16 protein-coding genes and 1 pseudogene are annotated in these 17,580 nt (G+C 61.2%); 7 read left to right on the forward strand and 10 right to left on the reverse strand.

Features of this window, described 5'->3' with window-relative positions; translation table 11 throughout:
- From D8U60_RS05410 to D8U60_RS05420, 3 genes and pseudogenes are all read left to right on the forward strand, one after another.
- Positions 1–77 (forward strand): annotated as a pseudogene (locus tag D8U60_RS05410) (polyhydroxyalkanoic acid system family protein); the annotation flags it as partial.
- A gap of 231 nt (positions 78–308) precedes the next feature.
- Positions 309–731, forward strand: a complete 423-nt coding sequence (locus D8U60_RS05415) for a phasin family protein (RefSeq protein ID WP_016772067.1) — start codon at positions 309–311, stop codon at positions 729–731.
- Between the two features lie 10 nt (positions 732–741).
- The gene (locus tag D8U60_RS05420) at positions 742–1,647 is read left to right on the forward strand and encodes a phasin family protein (protein WP_130899649.1); all 906 of its coding nucleotides are present in this window, start codon (positions 742–744) and stop codon (positions 1,645–1,647) included.
- 144 nt (positions 1,648–1,791) lie between these two features.
- Here D8U60_RS05420 and D8U60_RS05425 read toward each other — a convergent pair whose 3' ends face one another.
- From D8U60_RS05425 to argS, 9 genes are all read right to left on the reverse strand, one after another.
- Positions 1,792–2,412 carry a TetR/AcrR family transcriptional regulator gene (locus D8U60_RS05425; protein ID WP_024011259.1) on the reverse strand — a complete coding sequence of 207 codons (621 nt, stop codon included), beginning with the start codon at positions 2,410–2,412 and terminating at the stop codon, positions 1,792–1,794.
- Positions 2,413–2,442: 30 nt separating this feature from the next.
- Positions 2,443–4,125, reverse strand: coding sequence for a class II poly(R)-hydroxyalkanoic acid synthase (gene phaC, locus D8U60_RS05430; RefSeq protein ID WP_130899650.1), 1,683 nt, complete (start codon positions 4,123–4,125; stop codon positions 2,443–2,445).
- Between the two features lie 140 nt (positions 4,126–4,265).
- A complete protein-coding gene (gene phaZ / locus D8U60_RS05435) occupies positions 4,266–5,120 on the reverse strand; it encodes a poly(3-hydroxyalkanoate) depolymerase (RefSeq protein ID WP_076565220.1) in 855 nt (284 codons plus the stop codon).
- 93 nt (positions 5,121–5,213) lie between these two features.
- Positions 5,214–6,893: a class II poly(R)-hydroxyalkanoic acid synthase gene (gene phaC / locus D8U60_RS05440; protein WP_125917435.1), complete on the reverse strand. Its 1,680-nt coding sequence runs from the start codon at positions 6,891–6,893 to the stop codon at positions 5,214–5,216.
- A 257-nt stretch (positions 6,894–7,150) separates the two neighbouring features.
- Positions 7,151–7,522 carry a DUF971 domain-containing protein gene (locus D8U60_RS05445; protein ID WP_016772061.1) on the reverse strand — a complete coding sequence of 124 codons (372 nt, stop codon included), beginning with the start codon at positions 7,520–7,522 and terminating at the stop codon, positions 7,151–7,153.
- A 77-nt stretch (positions 7,523–7,599) separates the two neighbouring features.
- Complete coding sequence (gene hslU, locus D8U60_RS05450; protein WP_130899651.1) at positions 7,600–8,937, reverse strand: ATP-dependent protease ATPase subunit HslU; 1,338 nt, start codon at positions 8,935–8,937, stop codon at positions 7,600–7,602.
- A gap of 55 nt (positions 8,938–8,992) precedes the next feature.
- Positions 8,993–9,523 (reverse strand): ATP-dependent protease subunit HslV, encoded by a 531-nt coding sequence (gene hslV / locus D8U60_RS05455; protein WP_007968352.1) that lies wholly within the window; start codon positions 9,521–9,523, stop codon positions 8,993–8,995.
- Positions 9,524–9,813: 290 nt separating this feature from the next.
- Positions 9,814–10,524, reverse strand: a complete 711-nt coding sequence (locus D8U60_RS05460; RefSeq protein WP_016772059.1) for an SPOR domain-containing protein — start codon at positions 10,522–10,524, stop codon at positions 9,814–9,816.
- Position 10,525: 1 nt separating this feature from the next.
- Complete coding sequence (gene argS / locus D8U60_RS05465) at positions 10,526–12,262, reverse strand: arginine--tRNA ligase (protein ID WP_130899652.1); 1,737 nt, start codon at positions 12,260–12,262, stop codon at positions 10,526–10,528.
- On the opposite strand from argS, the gene D8U60_RS27975 reads away from it, so the two are divergent.
- Positions 12,261–12,383 carry a hypothetical protein gene (locus D8U60_RS27975; protein ID WP_256674698.1) on the forward strand — a complete coding sequence of 41 codons (123 nt, stop codon included), beginning with the start codon at positions 12,261–12,263 and terminating at the stop codon, positions 12,381–12,383. The two genes, argS and D8U60_RS27975, sit on opposite strands and share 2 nt — an antisense overlap.
- Before the next feature lie 90 nt (positions 12,384–12,473).
- On the opposite strand, the gene D8U60_RS05470 is transcribed toward D8U60_RS27975, so the two are convergent.
- A complete protein-coding gene (locus D8U60_RS05470) occupies positions 12,474–14,693 on the reverse strand; it encodes a primosomal protein N' (protein ID WP_110644832.1) in 2,220 nt (739 codons plus the stop codon).
- Positions 14,694–14,977: 284 nt separating this feature from the next.
- Between D8U60_RS05470 and rpmE the strand changes: the two genes are divergently transcribed.
- The 3 genes from rpmE to D8U60_RS05485 all read left to right on the forward strand — a co-directional run bounded on the left by rpmE (position 14,978) and on the right by D8U60_RS05485 (position 17,476).
- Positions 14,978–15,199: a 50S ribosomal protein L31 gene (gene rpmE / locus D8U60_RS05475; protein ID WP_016772055.1), complete on the forward strand. Its 222-nt coding sequence runs from the start codon at positions 14,978–14,980 to the stop codon at positions 15,197–15,199.
- 41 nt (positions 15,200–15,240) lie between these two features.
- Positions 15,241–16,023: a thermonuclease family protein gene (locus tag D8U60_RS05480; RefSeq protein WP_130899653.1), complete on the forward strand. Its 783-nt coding sequence runs from the start codon at positions 15,241–15,243 to the stop codon at positions 16,021–16,023.
- 184 nt (positions 16,024–16,207) lie between these two features.
- On the forward strand, positions 16,208–17,476 hold the full coding sequence (locus D8U60_RS05485; protein ID WP_016772053.1) for a malic enzyme-like NAD(P)-binding protein: 1,269 nt from the start codon (positions 16,208–16,210) through the stop codon (positions 17,474–17,476).
- The last annotated feature ends 104 nt before the right edge of the window (positions 17,477–17,580 follow it).

Below are 17,580 nucleotides of genomic sequence, written 5' to 3' on the forward strand. Positions count from 1 at the left end.
TGGGCCTGATGATGTCGGCCATGAGCGGCATGATCAAAGCCGAGATCGAGAAGGCGTTGGATAAAGCCCTGGCCTGATTTCCAGATTGAAATCCAGTCCCCTGTGGGAGCGAGCCTGCTCGCGAAAGCGGTGTATCAGTTGACTGAAATGTTGGCTGATATGACGCATTCGCGAGCAGGCTCGCTCCCACATTTGTTTTGTGATGCTCCCGCTGGTTAGGGTGCCCTTTCTAATTTTTCTCCCTACTTTGTGCCTGAGCCCGACACTCGTCCGGCAGTTCCTCAAACCTTCTGCGCGTGAGGTGCACCATGGCCAAAGTCATTTTGAAGAAAAAAATCGACGCTCCGACTTCCACTCTGAGCGACGTCAAATCCTATGCCCGCAAGATCTGGCTGGCAGGCCTGGGCGCCTACACCAAGGTCGGCCAGGAGGGCAGCGAGTACTTTCAAGAACTCGTCGCCGCCGGTCAAACCGTTGAAAAGAAAGGCAAAAAAGCCGTCAGCGAAAAACTCCTCGCGGCCAACGCCGAGATCGATGACGCGGCCACGCAGGTCAGCTCGTTCAAGGGTCGCGTTGAAGTTCAGCTCGACAAGGTCGAGAAGGCCTTCGACAACCGCGTGGCCAGCGCCTTGAATCGGATCGGCATTCCGTCTAAACATGACGTTGAGGCACTCTCTGCTAAGCTCGATGAGCTGACGGCATTGCTCGAACGCGTCGCGCGAAAATCTTAAGGAGAACGGGATGGCTGGCAAAAAGAACACCGATAAAGAAAGCAGCTCGTGGGTCGGGAAGGTCGAGTCCTACTCCCGCAAAATCTGGCTGGCTGGTTTAGGCGTGTACTCGAAGATCGACACTGACGGCAGCAAACTCTTCGATGCATTGGTCAAAGACGGCGAGAAAGCCGAGAAGCTCACCAAGACTGCCGTCGGCAAGAAAGTCGAGGATTCGACCTCTTCGGCCAAGTCGCGCATCAGCGGCGTGAAAGACCGCGCCATGGGCAAGTGGGACGAGCTGGAAGGCGCTTTCGACAAGCGCCTGAACAGCGCGATTTCGCGCCTGGGTGTGCCGAGCCGCAATGAGGTCAAGGCGCTCAACGCCAAGGTCGACACGCTGACCAAGCAGATCGAAAAACTCACCGGTCTGAAAGCTCAGCCTGTGGCGGCAAAAACCGCTGGGGCGAAACCTGCCACTAAAACTGCAGCGGCCAAACCTGCGGCGAAAACCGCAGCCAAGCCACTGGCCAAAGCGGCGGCAAAACCTGTGGCGAAAGCTGCGGCCAAAACGGCAGCAGCCAAGCCTGCGGCCAAAGCGGCAGCTAAACCGGTTGCCGCCAAAGCCGCTGCGAAACCGGCAACCAAAGCGGCAGCAAAACCTGCGGCTAAAGCTGCAGCGAAACCAGCGGCCAAGCCAGCAGCGAAAACTGCTGCTGCCAAACCCGCTGCGAAGCCTGCGGCCAAACCGGCTGCGGCGAAAAAGCCTGCAGTGAAAAAACCGGCCGCGCCGAAAGCCGCTGCGCCGAAACCGGCCACCGCACCATCGGCTGCTCCAACAGCTCCGGCCAACGCGGCAAACTCCGCTGCGGCACCTACGGCAGCAGCTACTCCGACTGCAGCATCGACACCGTCGACGCCATCCAGTCAGTCCTGATTTCAGGGCAAATCAAAAACGCCCGGCCTGTGAAGGTCGGGCGTTTTTTTTGAAGATCAAAAGATCGCAGCCTTCGGCAGCTCCTACAAGGGAACGCATTTCAAATGTAGGAGCTGCCGAAGGCTGCGATCTTTTGATTTTGGGTCAGTCGTGATCCTCAAGGTATTGCAGCGCCATCCGCTCTGTCGCCACTTTCACTGGCGGCAGCAAATGCGGCGCCACCAGCATCATGATCTGATAAACCACCAACCTGACCTCACCCTCACGATCAAGAATCCGCTGGTAATCCAGCGAGAACAGCAGCGTCATGGTCACCTGCTCGACCAATTGCCCCAGCGCCTGAGTATCGCTGACCAGTTGCCCCGAAGCCTTCAATCGCGCCAGCAACGACGCCAGCGTCCGCTTCAGCGCATTGAGCAGATTGCGAATTCCCTTGGCCAGTTTCGGCAAGCGGCCGGCGAGGTTCGACAGGTCCTGGAACAGGAACCGGTATTGCGCCAATCGCTCGACGATCAAATGCAGAAACAGCCAGTAATCCTCCGGTGCAAGCTCCACGTCCGGTGGCGGGTCGAGCAGGGGCGCGAGCTCGTGCTGGAAGCGTTCGAACAGGCCGAGAATCAGCGGTTCCTTACCGTGGAAGTGGTAGTAGAGGTTGCCTGGGCTGATCCCCATTTCGTTGGCCACCTCCATGGTGGAAACGTTCGGCTCACCCTTTTCGTTGAACAGTTGCAGTGCACATTCGAGGATCCGGTCGCGGGTTTTCATCCAGTCTTCTTAGAAAATTTCGGTTGAGCGTCAGCGCACATGCACATAGGTGCCGGGTGCCGCTTCCATCGGTGGATAGTTCGGATTGCCGAGGGTGGTGCGAGTTTCATTCAGGGCGCCGGAGCGCTGCGCGACCCATTCCAGCCACTGTGGCCACCAGCTGCCGTCGACGTGTTTGGCATCGTAGTACCAGGCACGCGGGTCGCTGCTCAGTTTGGCGTTCTCGACGTAGGCAGCTTTCGGGTTGCTCGGCGGGTTGAGGATGCTCTGCACGTGGCCGCTGTTGGACAGCACGAAACGTCGCTCGCCACCGAGCAGCAGGGTCGAGCGATACACCGCGTCCCACGGCGTGATGTGGTCGTTCATGCCGGCGACGCTGAAGCTGTCGACGTTGACCTTCTGCAGATCAATCGGCGTACCGCACACCTCTAGACCGCCGGCGTGTATCAGCGGGTTGTGCTTGAAGAAGTCCAGCAGATCGCCGTGCAGCGCCGCCGGCAGCCGGGTGTTGTCGTTGTTCCAGTAGAGGATGTCGAACGCTGGCGGCTCCTTGCCCAGCAGGTAGTTGTTAACGAAATAGCTCCAGATCAAATCGTTGGGGCGCATCCAGGCGAAGACCTTGGCGATGTCGCGACCATCGAGCACGCCTTGCTGATACGAGCGACGCTTGGCCGCTTCCAGTGTTTGTTCATCGGCGAACAGCGTGGCCGGGGTTTCGATCTGGCTGTCGAGCAGACTGACCAGATAGGTCGCGCTGGCGACCCGGCGCAGTTGCCGTTTGGCCTGCAAATGCCCTTGCAGGGCGGCGATGGTCAGGCCGCCGGCGCAGGCGCCCATGAGGTTGACTTCGCGGGCGCCGGTAATCGCCCGGCAGATATTCATCGCTTCTTCGACCGCTTCGACGTAACTCGACAGGCCCCACTCGCGATGGCGCACATCAGGATTGCGCCAGCTGATCATGAAGGTCTGCAGGCTGTTTTTCAGGGCGTACTGGACGAAGCTGTTCTGCGGGCTCAGATCAAAGATGTAGTACTTGTTGATTTGCGGCGGCACCACCAGCAGCGGCTTGGCGTACTGCTTTTCGCTCATCGATTTGTACTGGATCAACTCGAACATTTCATTGCGAAACACCACAGCCCCAGTGGTGGTCGCTACGGTTTTGCCGACCTCGAACGCCTGCTTGGTCACTTGCCGTGGCAGGCCGTCGTTATGCAGCAGATCATCGAACAGATGGCTCAGGCCGCGCACCAGACTCTGCCCGCCGGAATTGAACAACTCCTTGACCGCCAGCGGGTTGAGCAGAGTGTTGGACGGCGCTACGGCGTCATTGAGCAGGGTGAAAGCGAAGTGCGCACGGGCACGATCTTCAGGGCTCATGTCGCCTTCATCGATCCAGCTCTTGACCTGTTTCTGCCAGGCCAGATACGCCTGCAGGCTGCGCCGGTAGAACGGGTTTAGGCTCCACGCCGGATCGGCGAAGCGGCTGTCTTGCGGATTGGTCGGGTGCAGGGTTTCGCCGAGCAGCACGCGGCCCAACTGTCCGCCAAGCTTCAGCGCATGCTTTGCGCTGTGCAACGGATTGCGCAAGCCGTGGGCGGCGACGCTGCGCAGTGTCGACAGCAGATCCCTGCCGCGCAGACCGGCGATCGCACTCTGGGCGTTGATAAACACGGCGGGGCTGGGCACCACGCCCGTCGCTGGTTTTTCGCGCATGACTCAACACTCCTTCGTCTTCAGGGCAAAAACACACTCACCGAACCAGAACACCATAGACGCTGTTACCGGTTGCTGCCTGCGCGGCGTCCTGCCGCGCGCTTGATTTGAAAAGTGCTGCATAAAGCAGGCCGCCGCGATCAGCCGCCGAGCGGCGTCGGATGCGGGTGCATGACTGCGCGCAGACGCTCCTCTTCGAGAAACTTCATGATGATCGGCGCCACCGCTTCGGCGCGGGTAATCAGGAACAGATGGCCGTCATCGATGATGTGCAACTGCGCATTGGGAATGCGCCAGGCGAGCATGCGCATGTTGATCAGCGGAATCAGCGGATCGTCATCGCCGGCCAGCACCAGCGTCGGCTGATGGATCTTGTGCAGCCAGTGGATGCTGGTCCAGCCGAGGCCGGCGAACAGTTGCCAGTAGTAACCGAGCTTGCCCGCCGAGCGCACTTTCGCCGCATGGCTGGCAGCCAGCGTCGGGTCGCGGCGGAACGAGCCGCCGTAGATCATCGGCGCGATGCGGATCACATGGGATGGCTGAATGTAGCGGCGCGGACTGGCCATCATCCACAGCACTTTCGGTTTGCCGGGGACCATCACCGCACCGGCCGCAGTGGCCGCCAGTACCAGTTTCTTGCAGCGCTCGGGATAGTCGTAGGCAAACTGCTGCGCCAGAGCTCCGCCCCACGACACGCCGATCACATTGACCTTGCCGTAGTCGAGATAGTCGAGCATCCGCGCCGTCAGTTTGGCCAGGCCGGGGAAGCGATACGGTCGGTTCGGCGTCGACGACCCGCCGACCCCGGGCACGTCGAAGGCGATCACTTCCAGATCCGGGTCGAGCGCTGCGACAAACGGAAACACCAGCTCCAGGTTGGCGCCGATACCGTTGAAAATCAGCAGAGGCGTCAAATGAGGCTTGCCGGGACGCACCGCCGTGCGGAGGGTCTGGCCATCCAGATCGACGGTGCGGAATATGAACGGTTGCGGCATGGGTCAAACCCTTCGGGTCAGTTGGGAGCAGCTGCAAGCCGCAAGCTTCAAGCAGAACCCCTCAGCTTGTCGCTCGCAGCTTGAAACTTGCCGCTATCTCTCATGTACGTAAGTGCCCGGCGAAGCCTCGCCTGCCGGGTACGCTTTGTTGCCCAGTTTCGTCGGGGCCTTTTTCAGGTTGCCCGAGCGCTCGGCCAGCCATGACTGCCAGTACAGCCACCAGGAATCGGTGTGCTTGGTCGAATTTTCCTGCCAGTCATCGGCGGTCGGCGCCATCTCTTCGCCGGTCATGTAGCGCGACTTCGGATTGCCCGGCGGGTTGAGGATGCTCTGGATATGGCCGCTGCTCGACAGCACGAATTCGACTTTGCCGCCGAACAGCTGCGCCGACTTGTAGCAGGACTTCCATGGCGTGATGTGATCGTTGGTGCCGGCCAGCGAGAAGATGTCGGCGGTGACCTGCTTGAGGTCGATCGGCGTGCCGCACACTTCCAGTGCATTGGGGCGGATCAGTGGATTGTTTTTGAACATCTCGATCAGGTCGCCGTGGAACGCAGCGGGCAGGCGAGTGGTGTCGTTGTTCCAGAACAGGATGTCGAACACCGGCGGCTCGTTGCCGAGCAGATAGTTGTTGACCCAGTAATTCCAGATCAGATCGTTGGGGCGCATCCAGGCGAAGACCTTGGCCATGTCTTTGCCTTCGAGCACGCCGGCCTGGTAGGAGTGGCGCTTGGCGGTCTCCAGAGTCTGCTCATCGACGAACAGGGCGACGTCGCTGTCCAGGGTGGTGTCGAGCACGCTGACCAGCAGGGTGAGGGCGTTGACCTTGTTCTCGCCGAGCGCGGCGTAATGGCCGAGCAGGGCGGTGCAGGTAATGCCGCCGGAACAGGCGCCGAGCATGTTCACATCTTTGCTGCCGGTTATAGCGGTGACTACGTCGACGGCTTCTTTCAGCGCTTCGATGTAGGTCGACAGACCCCATTCGCGCTGGGCCTTGGTCGGGTTGCGCCAGCTGATGATGAAGGTCGGCACATTGTTGCGCAGGCAGAAGCGCGCCAGGCTCTTGTCCGGGCTCAAGTCGAAAACGTAGAACTTGTTGATCTGCGGCGGCACTACCAGCAGCGGGCGCTCGTGGACCTGCTCGGTGATCGGCCGGTACTGGATCAGCTCCAGCACATCATTGCGAAACACCACAGCGCCCTCGGTGACGCCGAGGCTCTTGCCGACCTCGAACGCGCCCATGTTGACCTGGCTCGGCATGCCGCCGTTGTGCACCAGATCCTTGGCCAGATGCGAGAGGCCATCGAGCAGGCTCTTGCCGCCGGTTTCGAAGAAGCGTTTGACCGCCGCCGGATTGGCCGCCGTATTGGTCGGCGCCATGGCTTCGGTCATCAGGTTGATGACGAAATGGCCGCGAGCGATGTCTTTGGGGGACAGGCTGCTGTCATCAATCCAGGCATGCAGTTCCTTGCGCCAGGCCAGGTAGGTTTGCAGATAACGTTTGTATAGCGGGTTCTGGCTCCACGCCGGGTCGGCAAAGCGGCGGTCATCACCGGCCGGTTGCAGCGCGGATTTGCCCAGCAGCACGTTTTTCAGTTCGAGCCCGAAATGGGTCACGTGCCTGACGCTGTGAATCGGTTGTCTGATGGCCTGTTTCAGCACCATTCGAGCAGAGGCCAGCAGATCCTTTCCGCGCAGCCCGACGACGGGGTTAAGCCCTAGAGTGTTTTCCGAGGCTTGGTACTTCAGGTCATCGTTATTCTTGTCACTCATCTACGACGCTCCATTGTCCTGAGACGAGTACCCGGTTTCACGCTGTCGCTTCCACAGCCAATGCCGGGTACTACTGCTCGGGTGACCGTTGATTCTGCATAGCTGCTTTACAGTCGTAGAGCACTGCAGGGAACTTGCCAGCTCCATTGGTTACCCGAGTTTAATTTTTTTCGCAAGCGGCCGATCCGGGGCCGTATGCGCGGAGCATTCAAACAGATGAAGTTAGAAAATGCCCTCTAAAGAGCAAGAGCCACGGCCTAGAGCATCAGCTTGACGAACGACTCGTTCGGATCGCGGGATTTTCCGGCAGCGCGCAGCTCGGCAAGATAATCGTCCCAGAGTTCGTTCTGGCGCTTGCCGAGTTCGTAGAGGTATTCCCAGGTGAACAGGCCGCTGTCGTGACCGTCGTCGAAGGTCAGTTTCAGTGCATAGTTGCCAGCCGGTTCCAGCTTGCTCAGACCCACGTTGAGCTTGCCGAATTGCAGGATCGGTTTGCCGTGGCCCTGGACCTCGGCGGAGGGGGAGTGCACGCGCAGGAACTCGGCGGGCAGAGTGTATTCCTCGCCGGACGCGTAAGTGAGCGTCAGGGTTTTCGAGGCTTTGTGCAGTTTGATGTCGGTGGGAATCATGAAAAACAGCCTTCAGCTGCAAGCTACAAGTTGCAAGCTTAACTCAGCTTGCCGCTTGTAGCTTGTAGCTTGCCGCTCTACAGAATGTAGCGGGACAGATCTTCGTTCTGCGCCAATTCGCCGAGGTGGCTGTTGACGTAGTCGGCGTCGATCAGAATCGCCTTGTCATCGTGGGCGCTGGCCAGGTCGCCGGCGCTGAACGACACCTCTTCGAGCAGACGCTCAAGCAGGGTGTGCAGGCGGCGGGCACCGATGTTCTCGGTCTTCTCGTTGACCTGCCAGGCGATCTCCGCCAGACGCTTGATGCCCTCGGGCTGGAACTGGATGTTCAGGCCTTCGGTTTTCAGCAGCGCGCAGTATTGCTCGGTGAGCGAGGCGTGCGGTTCGCTGAGGATGCGTTCGAAGTCTGCCGGGCTCAGCGCCTTGAGCTCGACGCGGATCGGCAGACGGCCTTGCAGCTCCGGCACCAGATCGCTTGGCTTGCTCAGGTGGAACGCACCGGAGGCGATGAACAGGATGTGGTCGGTCTTGACCATGCCCAGCTTGGTGTTGACGGTGCAGCCTTCGATCAGCGGCAGCAGGTCGCGCTGTACGCCTTCGCGGGAGACATCGGCGCCGCCGACATTGCCGCGCTTGGCGACCTTGTCGATTTCGTCGATGAAGACGATACCGTGCTGCTCGACCGCTTCCAGCGCCTTGGCCTTCAGCTCTTCTTCGTTGACCAGACGCCCGGCTTCTTCATCGCGCACCAGTTTCAGCGCTTCCTTGACCTTGAGCTTGCGCGACTTCTTCTTGCCCTTGCCCATGTTGGCAAACAGCGATTGCAGCTGGTTGGTCATCTCTTCCATGCCTGGCGGCGTGGCGATTTCGATGCCGGAGACTTCGGCGACTTCGATCTCGATTTCCTTGTCGTCCAACTGGCCTTCGCGCAGGCGCTTGCGGAACAGCTGACGCGTGTTGGAATCGGAGCTCGGCGCTTCTTCGTTGCTGAAGCCCATGCGTGCCGGCGGCAGCAACGCGTCGAGGATGCGATCCTCGGCGGCGTCTTCGGCGCGGTGGCGTACGCGGGTCATTTCCTGCTCGCGGAGCATCTTGATCGCGGCATCGGCCAGATCACGGATGATCGACTCGACGTCACGGCCGACATAACCGACCTCGGTGAATTTGGTCGCTTCGACCTTGATGAACGGCGCATTGGCCAGTTTCGCCAGGCGACGGGCGATCTCGGTTTTACCGACACCGGTCGGGCCGATCATCAGGATGTTCTTCGGGGTCACCTCAACGCGCAGCTCTTCAGGCAGCTGCATGCGGCGCCAGCGGTTGCGCAGGGCAATCGCGACGGCGCGCTTGGCATCGTCCTGGCCGATGATATGGCGGTTGAGTTCGTGGACGATTTCGCGGGGAGTCATGGACATAGTAATTGACGGTCCTCAAGCAGAAACAAGCCGTGGCACATGGGCCGCAACAGGCTTATTCAGCGAGATCCTGCTCCTCAATGGTCTGGGTGTGGTTGGTGAATACGCAGATGTCGCCAGCGATGCCGAGAGCGGTTTCGACGATCTCGCGCGCCGACAGGTCGGTCTTTTTCAGCAGGGCGCTGGCGGCGGCTTGCGCGTAGGCGCCGCCGGAACCCATGGCGATCAGGCCATCTTCGGGTTCGACCACGTCACCGTTGCCGGTGATGATCAGCGAGGCATCCTTGTTGGCAACCGCGAGCATCGCTTCGAGGCGGCTCAGGGAGCGGTCGGTGCGCCATTCCTTGGCGAGTTCGACGGCGGCGCGGATCAGGTGACCCTGATGTTTTTCGAGCTGGCCTTCGAAACGTTCGAACAGGGTGAAGGCGTCGGCGGTGGCACCGGCGAAACCGGCGATGACCTGGCCGTGGTACAGGCGACGGACCTTTTTGGCGTTGCCTTTCATCACGGTGTTGCCGAGAGAAACCTGGCCGTCGCCGCCCATGACGACTTTGCCGTGGCGGCGGACTGAAACGATGGTGGTCAAGGGAAGAGTCTCCACGCAGCGGGGCGAAAATGCCTTATGCCCATTCATATGGGGGTGCTGGAGGGGATTTCAACCGGTAGGGGCGATGGGAGACGAATGGTGTGTGTGATGACTGTGGCGAGGGGATTTATCCCCGTTCGGCTGCGAAGCAGTCGCGAAACCATCATTTGCGGTATGCCTGCTGCACCGCAATGGCTGGTTTCAGGGCTGCTCCGCAGCCCCGCGGGGATAAATCCCCTCACCACAAAGTTTGAAGGTCACCTGCAAGTTGCAGCTGACCTCTGAGAGCCTTAGCGGCTCTGGCGTTGTTGTAACAACAGGTTGCTGAAGCCCGCACCAGCCAGTTGTTTCTGCGCCGTGGTCAGTTGTTCACGGTTGCTGAACGGGCCGACCAAGACGCGGTACCAGGTTTCATCCTTGACCGTGCCGGACTCCACCGCGACGGCTTGGCCGAGCAGAATGATCTGCGCACGCACCTTGTCAGCATCGGTTTCCTTGCGGAACGAACCGGCCTGGAGGAAGAACTTGGTCACTGGCGCGGCCTTGCTCACTGGCGGCGCTGGCGGCGGCGTGATCCCGGCCAGAGCCGCTTGAGCCCGTGCGGTGTCGATCTTCGCCGCTTCGGCCGGGGTTACCGGCGTGGTCGGGATGGCCGGCACTTGCGGCGTCGGCAGGGTCTTCTCCGGTACCGCGTCCGGCGGCACGATCACTTCCGATTCCGGCAGCAAGGTGTAGAAGTCGTACTTCGGCTTCACCGGTTGCGTCGGGCTCGGCGGGGTCTTGTTGGCCTCGGCGATCTTCGACGCTTTCTGCTGCTGTTCGACTTTCTCGCGCTTGACCGTGTCGCTGCCCTTGCCCGGTTCCAGTTTCATCAGAAACACGATGAACGCGCCGACGGTCAGGCCGATGGCCATCCACAGCCAGCCCGGAATCGGTTGTTTCGCCGGGGCCTGATAGCGGCTGGCGCCGCGTTTGGGTGCAGGTTTTTTCTTGGCAGCCAACTTACATACGCTCCAGAGTTTCCAGACCCAACAGCTCCAGGCCTTGCTTGAGGGTGCGACCGGTCAGTGCGGCCAGACGCAGACGGCTCTGCATCTGCGCCGGGGTGTCGGCGGCGAGGATCGGGCAGTTCTCGTAGAAGCTGGAGAACAGGCCGGCGACGTCGTACAGGTAGGTGCAGAGAATGTGCGGCGTGCCTTTTTCAGCGACGTTGTTCAACACTTCGCCGAACTGCGCCAGCTTCGCCGCCAGCTCCTGCTCGTGCGCCCCTTCGAGGACGATCTGGCCGTCGACTTCGCTGAAGTCCTTGCCCAGTTTACGGAACACACCGGCCACGCGAGTGTAGGCGTACAGCAGATACGGCGCGGTGTTGCCTTCGAAATTGAGCATCAGGTCGAAGTTGAAGCTGTAGTCGCTGGTGCGGTGCTTGGACAGGTCGGCGTATTTCACCGCGCCGATGCCAACAACCTTGGCGATGTTGCGCAACTCGTCTTCGGCCAGGGTCGGGTTCTTCTCTTTCACCAGGTTGTAGGCGCGTTCCTGGGCTTCGGTGAGCAGGTCGATCAGCTTCACGGTGCCGCCATCACGGGTCTTGAACGGACGGCCATCGGCGCCGTTCATGGTGCCGAAACCCATGTGTTCCATTTCCATCGGATGGGTAACGAAACCGGCCTTGCGCGCAACAGCGAAGACCTGCTGGAAGTGCAGGGCCTGGCGCTGGTCGACGAAATACAGCGCGCGATCAGCCTTGAGCTTGCCGCTGCGGTAGCGCACGGCCGCCAGGTCAGTGGTGGCGTACAGGTAACCGCCATCGGCCTTGACGATGATCACCGGCAGCGGATCGCCATCGGCGTTCTTGAACTCGTCGAGGAACACGCACTGGGCGCCGTTGCTCTCGACCAGCATGCCGGCAGCCTTGAGGTCGTTGACCACATTGATCAGGTCATCGTTATAGGCGCTTTCGCCCATGACGTCGGCCATGGTCAGTTTGACGTTGAGCAGTTCGTAGATCTTCTGGCAGTGCGACAGCGAGATGTCCTTGAACTTGGTCCACAGTGCCAGGCATTCGGCATCGCCAGCCTGCAACTTGACCACCAGGCCACGGGCGCGGTCGGCGAATTCTTCGGACTCGTCGAAACGCTGCTTGGCCGCACGGTAGAAGTTTTCCAGGTCGGACAGCTCGTCGCTGGTGATCGGGTTTTCCTGCAGGTACGCCATCAGCATGCCGAACTGAGTGCCCCAGTCGCCAACGTGGTTCTGGCGGATCACCTCGTCGCCGAGGAACTCAAGCACCCGGGCCACGCCGTCGCCGATGATGGTCGAGCGCAAGTGGCCGACGTGCATCTCTTTGGCCAGGTTCGGCGCCGACAGATCGACCACGGTGCGCTGCGCCGGGCCGGCCTTGCGCACGCCGACACGGGCGTCGGCCAGCGCGGCGTCGAGGCGCGAGGCCAGGGCCTGGGTGTTCTGGAAGAAATTGATGAAGCCCGGGCCGGCGATTTCGGCCTTGGTGACGTTCTCGTCAGCGGGCAGGGCGGCGATGATTTTCTCCGCCAGATCGCGCGGCTTCATGCCGGCAGGCTTGGCCAGCATCATGGCGATGTTGCTGGCGAAGTCGCCGTGGGTCTTGTCGCGGGCGTTCTCCACCTGGATCGCCGGCGTCAGGCCTTCAGGCAACACACCTTCGTTGACGAGTTGGGTGAGGGCTTGCTGGATCAGCTGGCGAATGGTGTCTTTCATGGTCTTCTCTTTCGACCGCAAGCGCGGCGGGCGCATCGATGCGCGGGTGGAAAAACTGGGCATTATCCGTTGCGAAGACGGGCTTGCCAACCTTAGCAGGCAGCTTATGGATTTGTGGTGACAATTCGACCGTTATCGCTGGCAAGCCAGCTCCCACAAGAGCGGCGCAGTCCCTGTGGGAGCTGGCTTGCCAGCGATAGCAATCGATCAATCAGTACAAATCGACGGGATCAACATCCAGCGACCAGCGCACCGCCCGCCCGCTCGGCATCTGCTCCAGCACCAGCATCCAGCTGGCCAGCAAGCGGTGCAACGGTGCCCGCGCGGTCGCCTGCAACAACAGTTGCGCGCGATAACGCCCGGCACGGCGCTCCATCGGTGCCGGCACCGGCCCGAGCAGCTCGATGCCGCTCAGATTCAATTCGGCCAGCAGGCGTTCGGCCGCGCTGCACGCTTCATCGAGAAAGCCTTCCGCCTGCCCCGGCTTGTGCGCTTCGGCACGCAACAGTGCCAGATGGGCAAACGGCGGCAATCCGGCGGCGCGGCGTTCGCTCAGGGCTTGTTCGGCGAAGGCGAAATAACCCTGCTCGGTCAGTTGCACCAACAAAGGATGGTCGGCGAGGTGCGTCTGGATGATCACCTTGCCCGGCTCTTCAGCCCGCCCGGCGCGCCCGGCGACTTGGACGATCAGTTGCGCCATGCGCTCGCTGGCGCGGAAGTCGCCGGAGAACAGGCCGCCGTCGGCATCCAGAATCGACACCAGCGTCACCCGTGGGAAGTGGTGCCCTTTGGCCAACATCTGCGTGCCGACCAGAATGCACGGCTGGCCTTTCTGGATCGTCGCAAACAACTGATTCATCGCGTCCTTGCGCGAAGTGCTGTCGCGATCGACGCGCAGTACCGGGTAATCCGGGAACAGAATCGCCAAGCGTTCTTCGGCGCGTTCGGTACCGGCGCCGACCGGGCGCAGATCGACCTTGCTGCACTTCGGGCACTGGCGTGGCGTGCGCTCAACGTTGCCGCAGTGGTGACAGCGCAACTCGCCGTAACGCTGGTGCACGGTCATGCGCGCATCGCAGCGCGAGCACTCGGACATCCAGCCGCAATCGTGGCAAAGCAAGGTAGGGGCAAAGCCGCGCCGGTTGAGGAACACCAGCACCTGCTGGCCGTTGGCGAGGGTCTGGCCGATGGCTTGCTGCATCGGCCCGGAAATACCGCTGTCGAGCGGACGGCTTTTCACGTCCAGACGCAGGAAGCGCGGTTGCTTGGCGCCGCCAGCGCGTTCGTTCAGGCGTAACAGGCCGTAGCGCCCCGTGTAGGCGTTGTGCAGACTTTCCAGCGACGGCGTGGCGGAGCCGAGCACGATCGGGATGTTTTCCTGCCGCGCGCGTACCAGCGCCAGATCGCGAGCGTGGTAGCGCAGACCTTCCTGCTGTTTATAGGAGCCGTCGTGTTCTTCATCGATGATGATCAGCCCGGGATTTTTCATCGGCGTGAACAGTGCCGAGCGTGTGCCGATAATAATATCGGCCTCGCCATCACGGGCGGCGAGCCAGGCTTCCAGGCGTTCGCGATCATTTACCGCCGAGTGCAGCAGGGCGATGCGCGCATTGAAGCGCTGTTCGAAACGCGCCAGGGTCTGCGGGCCGAGGTTGATCTCCGGAATCAGTACCAGGGCCTGTTTGCCGGCTTCGAGGGTCTCGCGTATCAGCTGCAGATAGACTTCGGTCTTGCCGCTGCCGGTGACGCCGGCCAGGAGAAACGCGTGGTAACTGTCGAAGCCGGCGCGAATCGCTTCATACGCCGCGCGCTGTTCGCTGTTGAGCGGCAGCTCCGGTTGCGCCAGCCAGTGTTCATGGCGAGCGCCGGGGGCGTGGCGGCGGATTTCGACTTGCACCAGCCCCTTGGCCAGCAGCAGATCGAGGCTGTCCTTGCTCAGCATCAGTTTGCTCAGCAACTGATGGGCGACGCCGTGGGGGTGCTGGGCCAGCGTGGTCAGCGCCTCGCGCTGGCGTGGCGCACGGGCCACTCGCGGGTCGTCAACGCTGGCGCCCGGAGCAATCGACCAGAAGCGTTCCTGCCGGGCCTCGGCCAGCTCGCCCTGACGCAGCAGCACCGGCAAGGCCCAGTTCAAGGTGTCGCCGAGGCTGTGCTGGTAATACTGCGCGGTCCACAGGCACAGCTTGAACAGCGCTGGCGGCAGTGGCGAAGTCGTGTCGAGCAGGGCCAGCGCCGGCTTGAGTTTTTCTGCCGGCACTTCGCTGGTGTCGGTGACCTCGACCAGAATGCCGATCATCTCGCGCCGACCGAACGGCACCCGCAGGCGCATGCCCGGCTGCAATTGCTCGCGCCGCACCCCGGCCGGCGCCCGGTAATCGAACAGGCGGCGCAAAGGCGAAGGCAGGGCAAGGCGCAGAATGGCGTCGGGCACGCGGGGGGATCTCGATACGCAAAATGATCGGATATGCATGACCTGTGGGAGCGAGCCTGCTCGCGAAGGCGGTGGGTCAGGCAACACATGTGTCGACTGCCATGGCGCCTTCGCGAGCAGGCTCGCTCCCACAGGGAAGTGCGTTCAAGGTCGGGAGCCTAGCAGACGGTCGGTCTCGGTGACAGCTTGCGCGATTGAAAAGGTCTGGTAGAATCCGCGGCCTAATTACGTGCGGTATTCAACAATAGTGTTGGGTGGCGGCACGCTAGCCTGAGGAAGACACCATGAAAGCCGAAATCCATCCGAACTACCCGGAAATCGCTGTTACCTGCAGCTGCGGTAACAAGTTCGAAACTCGTTCGACCTACGGCAAAGCCCTGGCGATCGACGTTTGCAACGAATGCCACCCGTTCTACACCGGTAAGCAGAAGACTCTGGACACCGGCGGCCGTGTGCAGAAGTTCGCAGACCGTTTCGCTACTTTCGGCGTCGGCAAAAAAGCCTGAGGCTGATCATTTTGGAAGGTCGCTTCGACTGCTCCAGACTGATGAAAAAGGCGTCCCTTGCGGGCGCCTTTTTTGTGTCTGCGATTTGGCTGTCCGCCGCCCAGGCCTTTTGTCCGGCACCCGCAGGTCTGGCCAGCGTTTCCGTGCAGCGGGTGGTCGATGGCGACACCCTGCGCCTCAGCGACGGGCGCAATGTGCGCATGATCGGCCTCAATACGCCGGAGCTGGGCAAGCAGGGCCGCAGCGACGAACCCTTCGCCGTGGCGGCGCGAAAACGCCTGCAAGCGCTGGTCGATGACAGCGGCGGCCGGGTCGGTCTGCGACCCGGCAAGCAGGCGAAAGACCATTACGGCCGTACGCTGGCGCATGTTTACAGCGTCAGCGGAGTCAATCTCGAAGCGCAGATGCTTGCTGATGGCCTGGGTTTTCACGTTGCGGTGGCGCCGAACGTCGATCTGGTCGCCTGCCAACAGGCCGCCGAACGCAGCGCGCGACAGGCCGGGCTTGGTCTCTGGCGGCAATCGCCGGTCCAGAAAGCGCAGCAGATCCAGCGTTCGGGCTTTGCCGTAGTCAGCGGTCGGGTGAGCAAGGTGCTGCGCAATCGCGGCGGAATCTGGATCGAGTTGCAGGACACGCTTGTATTGCGGGTTGCACCCAATCTGCTCGGACAATTTGACAGTGCTGGTTTGCAAGCATTGAAAGGCAGGCAGATCGAGGCGCGTGGCTGGGTGGTTGACCGATCCCGGCGCGGTGGTCTGCAAAACGGTCAGGCGCGCTGGTTGCTGCCGTTGACCGATCCTTCGATGCTGCAAGTACCGCGCTGAAGAAAAATTGTAGACATTTTTACGGCTGATTGTGAACAGTCCAGCCCTTGTGCGCCGTGGCTCTTGGCCCAAAGTCGTAGGGCAGGGCGCTTGACAGCGGTGACTGCCCAGTCTTGTGGGGACTTTGCGAGGCGCGTATCCTCGCTGACCAGTCTGTCCAACAGTAAAAAAGCGGAATGCCAAAATGTCTGATCTGAAAACTGCCGCTCTCGAATACCACGCCAATCCTCGTCCGGGGAAGCTGAGTGTCGAGCTCACCAAGGCCACTGCTACCGCCCGCGACCTGTCGCTGGCCTACAGCCCCGGCGTAGCTGAACCAGTGCGCGAGATCGCTCGCGATCCTGAACTGGCCTACAAATACACCGGCAAGGGCAACCTGGTGGCAGTCATTTCCGACGGCACCGCGATTCTCGGCCTGGGCAACCTCGGCCCACTGGCTTCCAAGCCTGTAATGGAAGGCAAGGGCGTGCTGTTCAAGCGTTTCGCCGGCATCGACGTATTCGACATCGAAGTCGACTCCGAAAGCCCGCAGGCCTTCATCGACACCGTCAAGCGCATCTCCATCACCTTCGGTGGCATCAACCTGGAAGACATCAAGGCGCCAGAGTGCTTTGAGATCGAACGCGCTCTGATCGAGCAGTGCGATATTCCGGTGTTCCACGATGACCAGCACGGCACCGCGATCGTGACCGCTGCGGGCATGATCAACGCTCTGGAAATCGCTGGCAAAACCCTGCCGGAAGCGAAGATTGTCTGCCTCGGCGCCGGCGCTGCCGCCATCTCCTGCATGAAACTGCTGGTGAGCATGGGCGCTCGCATCGAAAACATCTTCATGGTTGACCGTACCGGCGTGATCCACTCCGGCCGTGACGACCTGAACCAGTACAAAGCCGTGTTCGCCCACGCTACCGAGAAGCGCACCCTGGCAGACGCACTGGCAGGCGCTGACGTATTCGTCGGTCTGTCCGGTCCGAACCTGCTGAGCGCCGAAGGCCTGCTGTCGATGGCGGCCAACCCGATCGTCTTCGCCTGCTCCAACCCGGATCCGGAAATCTCCCCGGAACTGGCGCACGCCACCCGTAGCGACGTGATCATGGCTACCGGCCGTTCGGACTACCCGAACCAGGTCAACAACGTGCTGGGCTTCCCGTTCATCTTCCGTGGTGCCCTGGACGTTCGCGCCAAGCGCATCAACGAAGAAATGAAAGTCGCCGCCGCCAACGCCCTGCGCGAACTGGCCAAACTGCCTGTTCCACAGGACGTGTGCGATGCCTACGGCGGTGCTCCGCTGGAATTCGGTCGTGAGTACATCATTCCGAAGCCAATGGACAAGCGCCTGATCACCCTGATCTCCGACGCCGTGGCCAAGGCCGCGATCGAGACCGGCGTTGCTACTCTGCCGTATCCGAAGAACTACCCGCTGAAAAGCGTGGATGACGTGTTCAACGGTTAAAAGCAGCCGCCCATAAAAAAACCCAGCCTGGTGCTGGGTTTTTTTATGGGCTGCAAGCTGCAAGCTGCAAGCTGCAAGCTGCAAGCTGCAAGCTGCAAGCTGCA

The sequence above is a fragment of the Pseudomonas sp. Sample_11 genome (genome assembly GCF_004307505.1).
Lineage (GTDB): Bacteria > Pseudomonadota > Gammaproteobacteria > Pseudomonadales > Pseudomonadaceae > Aquipseudomonas > Aquipseudomonas atacamensis.

Bases quoted from the DNA above. Each gene is read 5' to 3' on its own strand.
- phaC (WP_130899650.1), bottom strand. From the start codon at position 4,125: ATGCGCGAAAAACCAGCGACGGGCGTGGTGCCCAGCCCCGCCGTGTTT.
- D8U60_RS05415 (WP_016772067.1), top strand. From the start codon at position 309: ATGGCCAAAGTCATTTTGAAGAAAAAAATCGACGCTCCGACTTCCACT.
- argS (WP_130899652.1), bottom strand. From the start codon at position 12,262: ATGAAAGACACCATTCGCCAGCTGATCCAGCAAGCCCTCACCCAACTC.
- phaZ (WP_076565220.1), bottom strand. From the start codon at position 5,120: ATGCCGCAACCGTTCATATTCCGCACCGTCGATCTGGATGGCCAGACC.
- hslU (WP_130899651.1), bottom strand. From the start codon at position 8,937: ATGTCCATGACTCCCCGCGAAATCGTCCACGAACTCAACCGCCATATC.
- rpmE (WP_016772055.1), top strand. From the start codon at position 14,978: ATGAAAGCCGAAATCCATCCGAACTACCCGGAAATCGCTGTTACCTGC.
- D8U60_RS05480 (WP_130899653.1), top strand. From the start codon at position 15,241: ATGAAAAAGGCGTCCCTTGCGGGCGCCTTTTTTGTGTCTGCGATTTGG.
- D8U60_RS05485 (WP_016772053.1), top strand. From the start codon at position 16,208: ATGTCTGATCTGAAAACTGCCGCTCTCGAATACCACGCCAATCCTCGT.
- D8U60_RS05420 (WP_130899649.1), top strand. From the start codon at position 742: ATGGCTGGCAAAAAGAACACCGATAAAGAAAGCAGCTCGTGGGTCGGG.
- D8U60_RS05425 (WP_024011259.1), bottom strand. From the start codon at position 2,412: ATGAAAACCCGCGACCGGATCCTCGAATGTGCACTGCAACTGTTCAAC.
- phaC (WP_125917435.1), bottom strand. From the start codon at position 6,893: ATGAGTGACAAGAATAACGATGACCTGAAGTACCAAGCCTCGGAAAAC.
- D8U60_RS27975 (WP_256674698.1), top strand. From the start codon at position 12,261: ATGGTCTTCTCTTTCGACCGCAAGCGCGGCGGGCGCATCGATGCGCGG.
- D8U60_RS05445 (WP_016772061.1), bottom strand. From the start codon at position 7,522: ATGATTCCCACCGACATCAAACTGCACAAAGCCTCGAAAACCCTGACG.